This is a genomic window from Streptomyces sp. C1-1, from assembly GCF_050214755.1.
Taxonomy (GTDB): Bacteria; Actinomycetota; Actinomycetes; order Streptomycetales; family Streptomycetaceae; genus Streptomyces.
The window spans coordinates 814,194-828,440 of sequence record NZ_CP189826.1 but is presented as its reverse complement, the minus strand read 5'-3'; the positions used below and the strand labels follow the sequence as shown (position 1 = coordinate 828,440).

The window sequence follows — 14,247 nt, the reverse complement described above, 5'->3', positions numbered from 1 at the left end:
TCCTGGTCACCGTACTCAGGCCGACGGGTTGTCAGGGTGTGGCGTGCGGCTGTGCGGCGGCTTCCTTGAGGCGCTGAAGGACTCGCCGTTCGGACGGCAGCAGTGGGGGCTCGGCGAGCCGGGGCAGGGGAGAGCCGTTCAGAGTGGCCAGCAGGGCTCCCGGGCGGAAGGCCCGCGTCGGGGGTGCCGTGAGGCTGGTGATGTCGAACAGGGCTGCCGCCGCTTTGAGGGAGCCGGTTGCCGCGTGCGTCAGCCGACGCGCGAATGCCGTGGTCAGACGGTCGGCGAGCGTCGGCGTGCCGCCCTGCGTGTCCGGGTACAGGACGTCCATCGCGACCGCGGTGGACCAGGCCGTGTCGACGTGCCGGGCGGCGTCGTGGAGAACGCGCCGGGCGAGGCCCGGGCCGGCGACGCCGTGTTGTCGCAGTGCCCGGAGGAGGTCCTGCGCGCCGAGGGCGGCCACCGACATGCCCTGCCCGTAGGCCGGGTTGAAGGTCGCCAACGCGTCGCCCAGGACGAGGAACCGCTCGGGCCACACCGGTGCTTTCTCGAAGTACCGGCGGACGTTGCTGGTGCTGCGACTGACCGCGACGTCGGTGAGGGGCTCGGCGCCGGAGATGAGCTGACCGACGATCGGGTGCGGCAGACCGAAGATGTACTTCAGGAAGGCCTGCGGGTCGCTCGGAGGCTCGCCGCCCCTGGTGCCGCCCGCACTGACCATCCACCGGTTGCCCTCGATCGGCAGCACCATGGCGCTTCTGCCGGGCCGGCCGTTGTAGGGGTTCGCCTGGAGCATGGTCAGCGGGAACGACTCGGCACCCGCCGGAGTGCGGTAGATGCGGGTGGCGTTGGTCAGTCCGCAGTCGACCTTCCGCTCCTCCACGCCGTCGACACCGATGTCACGGAGCCACCGCAGGTTGTGTGAACCCCGTCCGCTCGTGTCCACCACGAAATCGGCCTCCACCTGGGTGCCGAGGGCCGGTTCGGCTCCGCTGACGCGCACCCCGCGGACGCGCCGTGCGTCGCCGATCAGCCCCTCGACGGTGGCCCGGTGGAACGAGACGTTGGTCGCCTGGGCCAACAGGCCCTCACGGACGACGTGGTCCAGCAGCGCACGGGTGCATGTGATCATGCGGGAGCCGTTCCACCGGTAGCGGTGGAACCAGCCGGCGTCCGGGGTGAGGGCGAGCATGCCGCTGCCCAGTGAGATCTCGCGGGCACCCGCCTCGAGGAGGCGCTCGCGCATGCTTTCCTCGAAGAGGGTCTCCATGGCGGACCACCCTCCGGCCATGAGCAGGTGGGCATGCCGGCCCTGGGGGACGCCCCGGCGGTTCTCGGGGCCGTCGGGCAGTACGTCCCGGTCGAGCACGATCACTTCCGTATCGGGTGCGGCCCTCGACAGCGCCGCTGCGGCGAGCAGACCGCCTATGCCCGCTCCGATCACGACAGCTTTCTGCGACACTCGCTCTCCTTGGTGCATGTGAAACGTCTTCAGTGGGCGCGTACCTGATCCGGCGTCAGGTCCTGGACGGGGCTCACGGCGAGGGCCAGCTCGACCAGATCGACGGTGAGGCGGAACTCGTCGGGCGGATCGGCGGCGCCGGTGGTCCGGCCCGAGGCCCGGAGTATGGCGTCGATGATCATCGCCTTCTCCGCGGCGATGCGGGCTTCCTCCCGGCTCCTGCCGGCCTCCAGCGCGACACTGTGGGCGGCCTCGCCGATCCGTTGGTCGAAGTGAGCCGTCAGGTCCAACAAGGCGTCGTGGATCTGTGCTTCGAGCAAGTAGAGGCGGCTGCTGGGCAGTTGACGCCACAGCGCGCGCCGCTGTTCCGTGCGGGGGGTGGTGGTGACGTCCTTGAGCACCGCCCACAAGGGCAGCAGCGCACGGTAGTTGGCCAGGCTCTGCTTCTCCGACGCGGCCGAGACCAGGCGCGGCAGGACGAAGCCCGCGGAGTAGATGAGGGCGCCGAGGGACGCGGCGGGCGGTGCCACCGTGGTCGACAGGAAGTCCACGTCGTATCCGTACCACCGTGCGACGACCGCGGTGACCTTGGTCAGTTCGAAGCCAAGGACGTCCAGCAGCAGACCGGCGAGGATCAGACGGAGACCGACGCGCAGGAGGCCCGTCACCTCGCCCCGTATCCACTTCAGACAGACGACACTGAGCACGATGGTGCTGGCCAGATGCCCCAGCAGATAGAGAACGATCATCTCCCGCATGTACGGGGTGTTCGCGTAGTAGGTGTCCAGGTCCCTGAGCCGCTCCGTGTCCGCGTCCGCGAGGAAGAACAGCACGATGATGGCGACGATCAGGGCTCCGTAGACCGCGATGCTGACGCGGACCATCCGGCGGATCCGGTCGCTCGGCCCACCCCGCCAGTAGATCAGCAGGATGATCAGGGAGCAGCTGAACGCGGAGATGACGCTGTACGTCAGGGGCGCGCCGAAGTTGGGGATCCCCGTGGCGCTGTTGACCGCGGCCAACGTCGCCGGCGCCGCGCAGATGAAGCACACCGCGCCGAGGAACGCGGTCGCCCGGGTCGGTACGGTCAGCGGCGTACGGGGAGTCGTGCGGGTGCGGCGGATCATCATCGCGGCCACGACTAACAGCACGGCCGCCGCGTAGACGACCAGACTCATATCGGCAGCTCCGTTTCGCCTGCTGTGGGGGTGTGTCCGGGCCCGTGTGTCATAGCGTCCCGGCCCTGGCGGGGCCCGCCGCGACGGAGCGTCCCCTGCGTTCCGAGCGCTTCACGGCATCGGCGATCTGGACGAGTGCCTTGGGGTCCCGGGGCAGCGGCAGCGGGGCCGATTCGCCGAACGCGCCGGCCGGCCGTTGAGCGCTTCGCCGGGTGGCCGCCGAAATCGTGACCGCCCACGCGGAAGCCACGGCCCGCCCCTGCGCCGAGTCCTCGGGCCCGTTCCCCCCGGCCGTCTCGCGCAGCTTCTTCAACTCGGCGTCGTGGACCTTCTCGTAGAGCGCCTTGTCGAAGAACACCTCGATCTCATGGAGGCCGTTGAGGATGGTGCTGCGCCGCCAGGTGCCCCACAGCAGTGGCGAGCGGGGCCGTTCGACGCGCAGGGCGCGGTCCTCGAGAACCGGGTCGAGCAGGGCGTCCAACGGCGCGAGCCGCACGAAGTCGGCCCACGCCGACAGGTGGTGCCCGGCCACAGGCAGCAGGAATCCCGCGACCGTCAGCAGCGCACCCAGACCGGCGCACAGCGAGGACACCGACGTACCCACCGTCACCCAGTCCTGGCCCGACCAACGTGCCGCGATGGCTGCCAGTTTGCTGATGCTGTATCCGGTGCTGAGCGCCGTGCCGGTGCCGATCGTCAGCAGACTGGCCCGCAGCCAGGGCCGTCGGCGTACCTCCGTCTCGCGGGCCCAGCGCAGCGACCACACGGCGCTGACGGTCGCGGCCGTCAGATGAGCGAGGAGATACAGCACGACCATCTCGGCGACCCAGGGAGTCGTCGCGTAGTAGGTGTCGAAGTCGGTCCGCCGCTCCTCGGCGGGGTCGCCCACCGCGAAGAGGACGGCGATGCCGATGAGGACCCCGGCGTAGCTGCAGATCCAGTTGCGTGCCGTCCGGCGGACGGACGGACCGCCGCGCCAGCAGGCGATCAGGACCAGGGAGGCCGCGCTGTACGCGGTGATCGCGGCGTAGGTCAGGGGCGCGGCCAGGTTGGGAATTCCGCTCAGGCTGTTGATCAGGGCGACCGTCGGTGGCGCTCCGAGGAGGAAGCACATCGAGGCGAACCCCAGCACGGCGATGATGGCCCGCAGGGAGGGCTCGGACCAGTGGCGCCTCAGGTCGGGCAGCCGGAACAGCAGCGCGATCCAGAGCAGGCCGCAACTTATGTAGTTGATCGCCCCGCTCATCTGCGGTGCCTCTGATAGCCGAGGGAGTCGGCGATGCGGCGGGCCGTGTCGCCGACGATCACGTCCCGGTCCATCAGCGATCGCATCTGCTGGCCGATCAGGATGCCGAACAACTCCGCTTCCTTCTCGGGGTCCTCGTCGAAGCCGGAACGCGCGGCGGCCGGCCGGGCGTCGTGCGGATGCCCCGGACCCAGCGCGGAGCAGGCGTCCGCCGCCAACTCCTGCGGCGACAGGCTGTCCTTCTGCCGCATGTGCCACAACTCGTGGCCGAGGATCTGTGCTTGGTGCCAGACCTCGGCGTCCTGCTCGACGATCACGTCGTCCCGCTGCTTTCGCTCGACCCACATCCCCGTGGCGTGGAACTTACGGGGGATGCGCACCCTGTGCACCTCGAGCGTGCGCTCCCCGCGCCACCGCCGGGCGGACTCCACCAGGGCCGCGAACAGCGCCTCGGGGTCCACCGGCCCCTGCTGTCCCGATGCGGCGTCCTGCTCGGCGAACAGCTTCTCCCGGATGGGACCGATGAGTTCCTCGGCGAACTGGTGCATGTCCCGGTCGCGACGCCGCAGGCGCCGCCACTGCCGGAAACCGGCGAGAGGATTCATCGCCTCACCGTTCACGATGTCGCCCCGCCCCTCTACGCGCGTCCCGTCGCCGTACCAACGTAAGAGTGTCACCTGCGGCCGCCTGCACCTACTCCCCGCAACCTCGTTGACGTTGACCTGACATTACCGGAGGTGGGCCGGGTGGGGCGGCGGCTGCGGCTCAGCTCGTGGTCTCCGGCTGCGGCTCCCCGTTCCGGGCGCGCAGTTGGTCGTTGATGCGCTGGGCTTCCTCGAGTTGGTCTTCGAGGACGACTATGCGGCAGGCGGCCTCTATGGGGGTGCCCTGGTCGACGAGCTCGCGGGCGCGGGCGGCGATGCGCAACTGGTAGCGGGAGAAGCGACGGTGGCCGCCTTCGGAGCGCAGGGGGGTGATCAGGCGGTGCTCGCCGAGGGCGCGGAGGAAGGCGGGGGTGGTGCCGAGCATCTCGGCGGCCCGGCCCATGGTGTAGGCCGGGTAGTCGTCGTCATCGAGAGGGGTGACGGGGTGGGTACCGCGAGGGGGCATAGACCTCTTCTTCCGGGGACGCGTCGGGGGGCCCGGGTGCCGTCCTGGCACCCGGGCCCCGAGCTTTCAACACCATCTACCGGCCTACTGCGCCGGCCTTCTGTTTCCGCAGGTGCCGCCCGTACGGCGGGACTGCGGGGATCGAGGATGCGTGACCGGGGATCACCTTCCAATCCGGGGCCTGCGGTACCCGGACGGACACCTTCCTCGCCCGGGCGATCCTGATGGCGTTCTGCTCCTTTACCTTCGGTTACGACTTCCTGCGTACAACACATACGGTAGCGCCGTGACGGTTCAATGTCTACTGTCGCCGCGATAGATTTTGTCCGCCGTCGAGTCGTGATCTCCTGCCTCCCGGAGCGGAGGCGTGCTCGGCCGGGCTGATGGACGGCTCGCGCGCGATGACCCGCCGCGGACTGGGCCGCCGCCCGCCGGCCGATGCGGCTGCCGCCGTCGTTCCCGGAAAGCGCGTCTCCCGCCGGACGATCATCCGGGTTGCGGAGGAACGAGGGCTAGATCGAGCTGGAGTCCAGCCGGGCGCCGGGGGAGGGCTCGGTCGCGGGAGCGTCGAGAGCGGCGTTCACGGTCGGGGCGATGGGGAACATCGTGTCGAGGCCGAGAACGTGCCACACCTGCTGGTAGTGATCGCTGAGGTCGGCGATGCGCAGGGTTCCGGCGCGTTCCTCGAGTGCGCGGGTCAGCATGATGAGCATGCTGATGCCCGAGGAGTCGAGGTACTGCACCTGTGAGGCGTCCAGGACGAGGGTGCGACAACCCTGCTTGATCAAGGATTTGCACTCGTCGCCGATGTGGGAAGCGGTGTCGTAGTCGACCGCTTCGGGCAGTCGTGCGATTGTCGCGTTTCCTTGCCGCATCCGCACTGTGAGCATGAATTGCGTGCTCCCGTCTTGACCGTTTGCGCCTTGCCTTTTTCTGACGTCCTTGAGCCCCTACCCGGAATCCGAGTTTTGGCGCAGTTTTTTTGGCGTCGGCCGTTGCTCACGGCCGCTCGGGCAGCTCGGTGTGAAGGCGTATCGTCGTGCCCTCGGCGGGCGTGGAGCGGATTTCCACGAGGTCACAGAGCTGGTGGACGAGCCACAGTCCGCGCCCGCCGACCTGTGTGGCGGTCGGCCTGGTGCGCCCGGCCAAAGGATCGGCGATGTAGCCGGCATCCCGGAATTCGCACACGAGTCGGCCGTCTTCCCTCCACAGGCGCAGCACACCACGCCCGCCGCCGTGGCTGATGCTGTTCGCGGCCACCTCCGCGGCGGCCAGATGCAGTTCGCGCAGACGGCGATCGGCCAGACCGTGCAGTTCGGCGCAGGCTGCGATCTTCTCCCGCAGAGCGGGGAGGTCACCCTTGGTGTAGGCGAATTCGTCGTACGGATCGCAGGGGTGGGTGAGGGGCCCGAAGGCGTACGGCGCCTGCGGATCGTAGTCCTCGCACTGCGTCGTACGGCCGCCCTTGCGCATCTCGGGGTGGCAGCGGGCCATCTCCCGCAGCGTGGCCTCGTTGTGGGCGACGTCGTAGGGGCAGAGCAGCCACCAGGCCGGACCCTGGGCGAAGGCCTTGTTGAGCAGCCACTCGTGGTAGCGCAGTTCCGCGGCCTCGGCCGGGCTGCGAACGGCCTCCCAGGGGGATTCGCCGATGCCGCGGACGGGCCGGCCGTCCGACACGTGTCCTTGCAGCCACTCCTGCCAGGCAGCGATCAGCCTGCCCGGATGATGCGCCACCCTGCTGGTGTCGACGTAGCGCACGGCCTCGTCCTCACGGATCTCGGCACGCAGCAAAGACGCCTTGTCGTGCGGAACGGCCACGACGACGGCCTCGCCGCCGTCCAGAGCGTCCTGGATGAAGCTCGCGGCGCCCTCGACGAACTCCCCCCTGCCGGAGTACGGATACAGCTCGTGCCGGTACCCCGTACCGGGCGCGGGGGTGGGAGGGGAGGAGGTCACGACGCGATCACCACCGGGATGTCGGGTACCGCGAATCCGGACAGCTCCCAGGCGAGCCGTACGGTCTCGTTGGTGCCTTCCAGGATGACCTTGCGATCCGGAAGGTGCCTGGCGGCGTCGGCGAGTGCGCTCATCCCTGCGGCGTCGAAGAAGTCCACTGTGTGGCAGAGCAGGCGGACCGTCGCCGTCTGGGCGAGGAGAGTACACAGGACGGTGGCGAAGGCGTCGGCGCCCTCGCTGTCGATGATCCCGCTCACCGTCCACCCCTCCTTCCCCGTCCGGTACACCTGGAACGCGGGTGGCCCGGGACTGCCGCCCAGATGGTGGGGGTGTACGCACCGGATCCGCTGCAGGGTGGGGAGGTCGAAGTCGCCGCTGTAGGCGCACACCACCATGGCCCCTGTGTCCGCGGCGAACTCCTCGAGATCGAGTTCGCTGCGCAGCAGCTGTTTCGTGGGTTCGGCGCGGCGGCCGAGCGTGACATGGTGCAGCACGCGCAGTGAGCGGAAACCCTCGCGGTCGGCATGGTGGGCCTCGCGACGCATCGCGGCGAGGAGGGAGCCGCCCAGCCTGGCCGGATCGAGGACGAGGGGGGCGAACTCGCCGCCTCGGTGGAAGGCCGGGCCGACGATCACCACCTTGTCCCCGTGGAGTGCCCCGTCCGCGACGAACGCCCGGCTGCGGTCGACGACGTCGTCGGTGCGTTCCAGCAGCTGGCAGACGTGATCACCCGCGTCGACCTCGTCCAGGGTCGCCAGGGTGCGCGACGCTCTCAATGCTCCTCCCCTCGCTTGCCCACCAACCTTAGAGGACCGGCATGCGGCCCCGGCCGACGGTCTGGCGGCGCGTCACCCGCTGACCTCGACGCTTACGAGCCGACGGTTCGCGTCGCGGGGTTGACCTCAAGCGCTTGAGGTGTCGGAGGCTTGCCGCATGGCAGCGATCGAAGAGCAAGCCGCGGACCTGACCATCCAGGAGATGGCACGGCGGTCGGGCTTCAGCGAACCCACGCTCCGTTACTACGAGAGGATCGGCCTGCTCGGAGGGGTCGCCCGCGAGGACTCCAGCGGTCACCGCCGGTACGGGTCGGCGGTCGTGGAGCGCGTGCTGGCGCTGTCCTGTCTGCGTTCGTCGGGCATGACCGTCACCGGGATGCGCCGCTATCTGGACCTGCGCGCCCAGGGGGATTCCGCCGCGGCCGAGCAGCACGAGCTGTTCGCCGCGCAGGCCGACCGGCTGGCCGCCGAGATCGCCCGGCTGCAGCTCCGCCTCGCGTATCTGCGAGGCAAGGCGGACCTGTGGGACGCCCGGGTCCGCGGGGACGCGGACGCCGAAAAGCAGGCCATCGACGACGTCACACACGTCATGGACCGATTCACCGACTGAAGGACCGCACCTTGAGCACAGAGAACGTCGCCGCATCCCCCGCAGCAAGCGGGAGGGTACTCGTCACGGGAGGCACCGGTTTCGTCGGCAGCCACTCCGTCGCCCGGCTGATCGCCGAGGGATACCGGGCCCGGGTGACGGTCCGGGAGCCCGGACAGCAGGGCCAGGTCCTGGCCGCGCTGCGGCAGGCCGAGGTCGACCCGGCCGGCCGGCTGGAGTTCGCCGTCGCCGACCTCGGCGCCGACCGCGGCTGGTCGGAGACCATGGACGGGGTCGACCACGTACTGCACCACGCGTCCCACGCGGTCCTCGCCGCCATCGGCCGAACTCACCTCGCGCGCCGCGGGCTTGCCGTTTCTTGACGAACCCGCAGGACTGGCAGGCCGATCCAGGGCAATGAGCGAGGGGTGATACGTAAGGCAATCGTCGCTCTCATCCTGGCGGGCGGCATCGCGGCAGCCGTCGCCGCGGTCGGACTCTCGCCCTGGTGGTGCCTGGCCGCCGTACCCCTGTGTCTGCTGGGGCTCGTCGGCGTGGCCGACTTGGTGCAGCGGGAGCATTCCGTGCTGCGCAACTATCCCGTGCTGGGGCATGCCCGCTTCCTCATGGAGCGCATCCGTCCCGAGCTCCAGCAGTACTTCATCGAACGGAACTACGACGGGCGCCCCTTCGACCGTGACGTGCGCAGCATCGTCTACGAGCGGGCGAAGGGCACCGACGCCGAACAGCCCTACGGCACCGAACGGGACGTCTACCAGCCCGGTTACGAGTTCCTGGTGCCGTCGATGGCCCCCCGCCCGGTGCCCGAGACGCCACCGCGGGTGCGGATCGGCGGCCCGGACTGCGGCCGCCCGTACGACATGGCGCTGCTGAACGTGTCGGCGATGAGCTTCGGCTCGCTCTCGGCGAACGCCGTTCTCGCCCTCAACGGAGGCGCCGCCGCCGGGGGTTTCGCCCACGACACCGGTGAGGGCGGCCTGTCGGAATACCACCTGCGGCCGGGCGGAGACCTGGTGTGGGAGATCGGCACCGGATACTTCGGCTGCCGTACCTCCGACGGCGACTTCGATCCCGCCGAGTTCGCCGACAAGGCGGCCCACGACCACGTCAAGTGCGTGTCCCTGAAGCTGTCGCAGGGCGCCAAGCCGGGCATCGGCGGGGTCCTGCCGGGAGCGAAGGTCAACGCCGAGATAGCGAAGGTGCGGGACGTGCCCGAGGGGAAGACGGTGATCTCACCGCCGTACCACCGGGTGTTCTCCACCCCGCGCGAACTCGTCCGGTTCATCGCACGGATGCGGGAGCTGTCCGGTGGCAAGCCGACCGGGTTCAAACTGTGCGTCGGCTCGCGGCGGCAGTTCCTCGCCGTGTGCAAGGCCATGCTGGCCGAGGGAACGGCCCCCGACTTCATCATCGTGGACGGCGGCGAGGGCGGTACCGGAGCCGCGCCCCTGGAGTTCGCCGACCACGTCGGCACACCGCTGACCGAGGGGCTGCTCACCGTCCACAACGCCCTCGTCGGCACCGGGCTGCGCGACCGCGTCCGGATCGGGGCGAGCGGCAAGATCGCCACGGGTACCGATCTGGTCAAACGTCTGGTGCAGGGCGCCGACTACGGCAACGCGGCACGGGCGATGATGTTCGCCGTCGGCTGCATCCAGGCCCAGCGCTGCCACACCAACACCTGTCCCACCGGCGTGACGACACAGGACCCCCGGCGGGCCCGGGCCCTCGACGTGGGCGACAAGACGCCGCGCGTCCACCGGTTCCAGGAAGCCACCGTGGCGAGCGCCCTGCAGATCATGGCATCCATGGGCGTGACCGACCCCGCCGATCTGCGCCCGCACATGCTCCGCCGGCGCATCGACCCCTACACCGAACGCTCCTACGAGGAGCTGTACGAATGGCTGGAGCCGGGGCAGTTGCTCGCCGGGGCTCCGCAGTCCTGGGCGGCCGACTGGAAGGCCGCCGACCCCGACCACTTCACCGTCTGAACCCGGAGGAACAACCGTGGCCCGTACCGTCGCCCGCGTGATCGTGGACGCACTGAGCGAACTCGGCGTGCGCCAGGTGTTCGGCGTCGTGGGAGACGCGCTCAACCCGTTGACGGACGCCATTCGCACCACCGAGGGCCTGGAGTGGGTGGGCTGCAGGCACGAGGAGGCGGCCGCGTTCGCCGCGAGCGCCCAGTCGCAGCTCTCGGGCACCCTCGGAGTCTGCATGGGCACCGTCGGACCCGGCTCCGTCCACCTGCTCAACGGACTGTACGACGCGGCCAAGAGCCACACCCCCGTCCTGGCCATCGCCGGACAGGTGCCGCTGGCCGAACTCGGCACCGACTACTTCCAGGAAGTCGACAACGACGCCCTCTTCAGCGACGTCGCCGTCTTCCGCGCCACCATCACCTCCGCCGACCAGATGCCGCAGATGCTGGAGACGGCCGTACGCCATGCCCTGGGCCGCAAGGGCGTCGCCGTCCTGACCGTCCCCGGCGACCTCGGCGAACGCGAACTGAGCACCGACCGCCCGGCCCGGTTCGCGCTCGACGCGCCGCTCAGCCGGCCGGAGGAGCCTGCGGTGCGGCACGCCGCCGACCTCCTGGACCGCGCCGAACGGGTCACCCTGCTCGTCGGACGGGGCGCACGGGGCGCCCGTGAGGACGTCCTCGCCCTGGCCGACCGGCTGGCCGCGCCCATGGTCCTCACCCTCAAGGCCAAGGAGGGCTTCGAAGGCGACGCCAACCCGTTCCAGGTCGGCCAGACGGGGCTCATCGGCAACCCGGCCGCCGCGTCGGCCCTTCAGGACGCCGACACCCTGCTGCTCCTGGGGACCGACTTCCCGTACCGCGACTGGTATCCGGAGGGCAGGACCGTCATCCAGGTGGACACCGAGGCCGCCCACATCGGACGGCGGGTACCCGTCGAGGTCGGTCTCGTCGGCGACACGGGCGCCACCGTCCGCGACCTCCTCACCCATCTCGCGGCCGCCCCCGCCGGGTCGGACGGCGCCCGGGACCGCTCCCACCTGGACAAGGCCCGTGAAAGGTTCGAGCAGTGGCGCGAGGGCCAGGCCCGGCTGGCCGACCCCGCCCACGACAAGGGCCTGCTCGGCCGCATGCGCTCGTCGCTCGACAACCGCACCCACGACATCCGCCCCGAGGCGCTGGCGGCCGTGGTGGACCGGCTGGCCGCCGACGACGCCGTCTTCACCTCCGACACGGGCATGGCGACGGTGTGGCTCTCGCGCTTCGTCGAGATGCGCGGACAGCGGCGCCTCATCGGCTCCTACAACCTCGGTTCCATGGCCAACGCCATGCCCCAGGCGCTCGGCGCACAGTGTCTCGACCGGGAACGGCAGGTGGTGGCCTTCTGCGGGGACGGCGGACTGAGCATGCTCCTGGGCGACCTCATGACGCTGAAGACGCAGCGGCTGCCCGTGAAGCTCGTCGTCTTCGACAACCGCCGTCTGGGCATGGTCAAGCTGGAGCAGGAACAGGCCGGGCTCCCGGAGTTCGGCACCGTCCTGGACAACCCCGACTTCGCCGCCGTGGCCACGGCCCTGGGGATCACCGGCATCCGCGTCACCGACCCGGGCGACCTGGAGAAGGGGGTACGTCGGGCTTTCGACACCCCGGGGCCCGTGTTGCTCGACGTGATCACCAACCCCGACGAGATCGCCGTACCGGCCAAGCCGACCGTCGAGCAGGGCTGGGGGTTCGCGGTGGCCAAGGTGAAGGAGATCGTCCGCAGCCACGGTGACGACGCCGCGCGCTGAAGGGGGCGCGGGGGACAGCCGGCGGTCTTCCGCCGTGCCGCTCGCGTCCGTGGTGCGTTCGAGTGCGCGCCGCTCGTGTCTGTGGTGCGTTCGAGGCTGTCCGGGCGGGTCCGATTTAGAAATCGGCGTCTCTGGGGACACGTAGCTGCGTGGTCTCGATGACGTGAGGCGGTGACGAGCAGGTGAGCGATGCACCGCGCTGGTCGCCCCGACATCCGGGTGCGGGCCCAGGAGCCGGTCGCGGTGCGAGTCGTGGCCCGCGGCGGATGCGATACGTCGTGCTCGGCAGCAGGCCTGCGCGTGGAGCCGGGACGGTGGCCCGTGCGCGCAGGGCGGCCGCCGAGGTGCGGCGCCCCGAGGACGGCGTGGCCGTGCACCACGGGCTGAAGACGGCAGCCGGGTATGCGTGGCGGCTGCTGGTGCTCGGGGCGGCCGTGTACGCGGGCTTCGTGATCCTGGGACGTCTGCAGCTGGTCGCCGTGGCGTTGTTCCTCGCCCTCGTCGTGACCTCCGTACTGCGTCCCCTCGCCGACCTGCTCGCCCGGTGGCTGCCCAGGGCCCTGGCAGTGGTGGTCAGCGTCCTGGGAAGCCTGATGGCGGTCCTCGGCCTGCTGGCACTGGTCGGCGAACTGGTGGCCCGCGAGTGGGACCGGCTCGGCCGGGAGTTCAGCGGAGGCATCGGCCGCATCGAACGGTGGTTGCAGGGGCCGCCCTTCCACGTGAGTCCCACGGTGATGTCGGACCTCCAGGGCAAGCTGAACACCTTCCTGTCCGAGCACCGCTCCACGCTGATCAGCAGCGCGGTGAGCGGTGCCGGACGGCTGGTGGAGGTGCTGACCGCGGGCGTGCTCGCGCTGTTCTGCTCCCTGTTCTTCATCCATTCCGGCGACCGGTTCTGGCGCTGGTTCCAGGAGTTGCTGCCGCAGCCGGCCCGGGACCCGTGGAGCCGAGCGGGCCGCGCCGCGTGGCGGACCTTCGCCGGGTACACGCGGGGCATCGTCATCGTGGCGGCCACCAACGCGGTGCTGGTCGGAGTGGCCCTGTTCCTGCTGCGGGTACCGCTGGCCCTGCCGCTGACGCTGCTGGAGTTCTTCGCCGCGTTCATCCCGCTGGTGGGATCGCCCATCGCGCTGAGCGTGGCCACGGTGGTCGCCCTCGCCTCGCGCGGGCCGGCCATCGCCCTCCTGGTCCTCGCGCTGATCGTCGTCGTCGGCCAGATCGAAGGCCATGTACTGCATCCGCTGGTGATGAGCTGGGCGGTCCGGCTGCACCCGGTCGTCGTCGCCGTCTCCGTCATCGCCGGGGGCATCCTGGCCGGCGTGGTCGGAGCGGTCGTGGCGGTGCCGATGGTCTCGGTGGCCTGGGCGGTGCACGGCGAACTGCGCGGCCCCCCGGCGCGATGAGAGGCGGCTGGTGGGCCGGCCGACCGAACCGCGAAGCACGGACGGCACGCGAGACCGGATCTATCTAAGGCCTGGTGCTGGTGTAACGCACGCCGGGGCCCCACTTCTCCTGGGCCGACGCCATGCACCACTGGCACAGGGGGCTGCCGCCGGAGCCGTACTTGTGGGTCTTGCGCTGGCAGGCGGAGCACGGGCCGACCTTGTCGCCCGGGCAGGTGAGGGCGGACGGGTCGGGCTCACTGATCGGGGGCGGGGGAGTCGTCATCGGAAGAGATCCTGTTCTGGGCGATAGGTTTCATATCGCCCAGACTTCAGAATATCGGGCGATAGCGTGTGTCGGTCGAACGACGACCGGCCCTGCCGAGGGATAAGTCCACGACGTCGAGCTGGGCGTCGGGCCGGCAGTGGGTGCAGGCCCCGAGGCCCGAGGCGAGAAGGCGGCGGGCCTCGTCGCGGCCCACGGGCCGGCGACGGGAGCCGGCCATGTGGCAGTCGCCGGCGTGTACCTGGACGGGCCGTCGGCCGGTACCGATACCGAGCTCGACGATCCACTCCGGAGGCCGCGGCCTTCGGCGCCGCCCGTGGTCGGCTTCGACCTGTCGAAGTCGCAGCGCCTCGATCTTCGCGTCGATCCGGGCCAGCCACAGGGCGTGCCAGACGCGCAGAGTGTGCAGGCGTTCCAGGTCGGGCGGCAGGTCATCGAACACATTTTTGATTCTATGCTCATGATCCCCG

15 protein-coding genes are annotated in these 14,247 nt (G+C 70.3%); 5 read left to right on the top strand and 10 right to left on the bottom strand.

Going from position 1 to position 14,247, the window contains the following annotated elements; genetic code table 11:
• Positions 1 to 31: 31 nt before the first annotated feature.
• The 8 genes from ACQF4J_RS03685 to ACQF4J_RS03650 form a co-directional block, all read right to left on the bottom strand.
• The gene (locus tag ACQF4J_RS03685) at positions 32 to 1,462 is read right to left on the bottom strand and encodes an NAD(P)/FAD-dependent oxidoreductase (RefSeq protein WP_351576010.1); all 1,431 of its coding nucleotides are present in this window, start codon (positions 1,460 to 1,462) and stop codon (positions 32 to 34) included.
• A gap of 29 nt (positions 1,463 to 1,491) precedes the next feature.
• Positions 1,492 to 2,640, bottom strand: coding sequence for a DUF6545 domain-containing protein (locus ACQF4J_RS03680; protein WP_351801134.1), 1,149 nt, complete (start codon positions 2,638 to 2,640; stop codon positions 1,492 to 1,494).
• Positions 2,641 to 2,689: 49 nt separating this feature from the next.
• The gene (locus ACQF4J_RS03675) at positions 2,690 to 3,886 is read right to left on the bottom strand and encodes an MAB_1171c family putative transporter (protein ID WP_427164527.1); all 1,197 of its coding nucleotides are present in this window, start codon (positions 3,884 to 3,886) and stop codon (positions 2,690 to 2,692) included.
• On the bottom strand, positions 3,883 to 4,491 hold the full coding sequence (locus tag ACQF4J_RS03670; protein WP_351576018.1) for a toxin: 609 nt from the start codon (positions 4,489 to 4,491) through the stop codon (positions 3,883 to 3,885). The genes ACQF4J_RS03675 and ACQF4J_RS03670 overlap by 4 nt, the downstream gene beginning before the upstream one ends.
• A 160-nt stretch (positions 4,492 to 4,651) precedes the next feature.
• On the bottom strand, positions 4,652 to 4,996 hold the full coding sequence (locus ACQF4J_RS03665) for a MerR family transcriptional regulator (RefSeq protein WP_351576021.1): 345 nt from the start codon (positions 4,994 to 4,996) through the stop codon (positions 4,652 to 4,654).
• Positions 4,997 to 5,508: 512 nt separating this feature from the next.
• Positions 5,509 to 5,886, bottom strand: a complete 378-nt coding sequence (locus ACQF4J_RS03660; RefSeq protein WP_351801132.1) for an STAS domain-containing protein — start codon at positions 5,884 to 5,886, stop codon at positions 5,509 to 5,511.
• Between the two features lie 109 nt (positions 5,887 to 5,995).
• Positions 5,996 to 6,952, bottom strand: coding sequence for a sensor histidine kinase (locus ACQF4J_RS03655; protein ID WP_351801130.1), 957 nt, complete (start codon positions 6,950 to 6,952; stop codon positions 5,996 to 5,998).
• Positions 6,949 to 7,728 carry an MEDS domain-containing protein gene (locus ACQF4J_RS03650; protein ID WP_351576030.1) on the bottom strand — a complete coding sequence of 260 codons (780 nt, stop codon included), beginning with the start codon at positions 7,726 to 7,728 and terminating at the stop codon, positions 6,949 to 6,951. Before ACQF4J_RS03650 ends, ACQF4J_RS03655 begins: the two co-directional genes overlap by 4 nt.
• 157 nt (positions 7,729 to 7,885) lie before the next feature.
• On the opposite strand from ACQF4J_RS03650, the gene ACQF4J_RS03645 reads away from it, so the two are divergent.
• From ACQF4J_RS03645 to ACQF4J_RS03625, 5 genes are all read left to right on the top strand, one after another.
• Entirely contained in the window at positions 7,886 to 8,338 is a 453-nt protein-coding gene (locus ACQF4J_RS03645; protein ID WP_427164525.1) for a MerR family transcriptional regulator, read from the top strand.
• Between the two features lie 11 nt (positions 8,339 to 8,349).
• Positions 8,350 to 8,700: an NAD-dependent epimerase/dehydratase family protein gene (locus ACQF4J_RS03640; RefSeq protein WP_427164524.1), complete on the top strand. Its 351-nt coding sequence runs from the start codon at positions 8,350 to 8,352 to the stop codon at positions 8,698 to 8,700.
• Positions 8,701 to 8,745: 45 nt separating this feature from the next.
• Positions 8,746 to 10,329 carry an FMN-binding glutamate synthase family protein gene (locus tag ACQF4J_RS03635; protein WP_351801128.1) on the top strand — a complete coding sequence of 528 codons (1,584 nt, stop codon included), beginning with the start codon at positions 8,746 to 8,748 and terminating at the stop codon, positions 10,327 to 10,329.
• A gap of 16 nt (positions 10,330 to 10,345) precedes the next feature.
• Positions 10,346 to 12,109: a thiamine pyrophosphate-dependent enzyme gene (locus ACQF4J_RS03630; RefSeq protein ID WP_427164522.1), complete on the top strand. Its 1,764-nt coding sequence runs from the start codon at positions 10,346 to 10,348 to the stop codon at positions 12,107 to 12,109.
• Positions 12,110 to 12,423: 314 nt separating this feature from the next.
• A complete protein-coding gene (locus ACQF4J_RS03625; RefSeq protein ID WP_351576051.1) occupies positions 12,424 to 13,512 on the top strand; it encodes an AI-2E family transporter in 1,089 nt (362 codons plus the stop codon).
• Between the two features lie 64 nt (positions 13,513 to 13,576).
• On the opposite strand, the gene ACQF4J_RS03620 is transcribed toward ACQF4J_RS03625, so the two are convergent.
• A complete protein-coding gene (locus ACQF4J_RS03620) occupies positions 13,577 to 13,777 on the bottom strand; it encodes a hypothetical protein (protein WP_351576054.1) in 201 nt (66 codons plus the stop codon).
• 46 nt (positions 13,778 to 13,823) lie between these two features.
• Positions 13,824 to 14,219: a DUF6233 domain-containing protein gene (locus ACQF4J_RS03615; RefSeq protein WP_351576057.1), complete on the bottom strand. Its 396-nt coding sequence runs from the start codon at positions 14,217 to 14,219 to the stop codon at positions 13,824 to 13,826.
• Positions 14,220 to 14,247: the final 28 nt, after the last annotated feature.

Bases quoted from the DNA above. Each gene is read 5' to 3' on its own strand.
- ACQF4J_RS03620 (WP_351576054.1), bottom strand. From the start codon at position 13,777: ATGACGACTCCCCCGCCCCCGATCAGTGAGCCCGACCCGTCCGCCCTC.
- ACQF4J_RS03680 (WP_351801134.1), bottom strand. From the start codon at position 2,640: ATGAGTCTGGTCGTCTACGCGGCGGCCGTGCTGTTAGTCGTGGCCGCG.
- ACQF4J_RS03665 (WP_351576021.1), bottom strand. From the start codon at position 4,996: ATGCCCCCTCGCGGTACCCACCCCGTCACCCCTCTCGATGACGACGAC.
- ACQF4J_RS03675 (WP_427164527.1), bottom strand. From the start codon at position 3,886: ATGAGCGGGGCGATCAACTACATAAGTTGCGGCCTGCTCTGGATCGCG.
- ACQF4J_RS03645 (WP_427164525.1), top strand. From the start codon at position 7,886: ATGGCAGCGATCGAAGAGCAAGCCGCGGACCTGACCATCCAGGAGATG.
- ACQF4J_RS03660 (WP_351801132.1), bottom strand. From the start codon at position 5,886: ATGCTCACAGTGCGGATGCGGCAAGGAAACGCGACAATCGCACGACTG.
- ACQF4J_RS03670 (WP_351576018.1), bottom strand. From the start codon at position 4,491: ATGAATCCTCTCGCCGGTTTCCGGCAGTGGCGGCGCCTGCGGCGTCGC.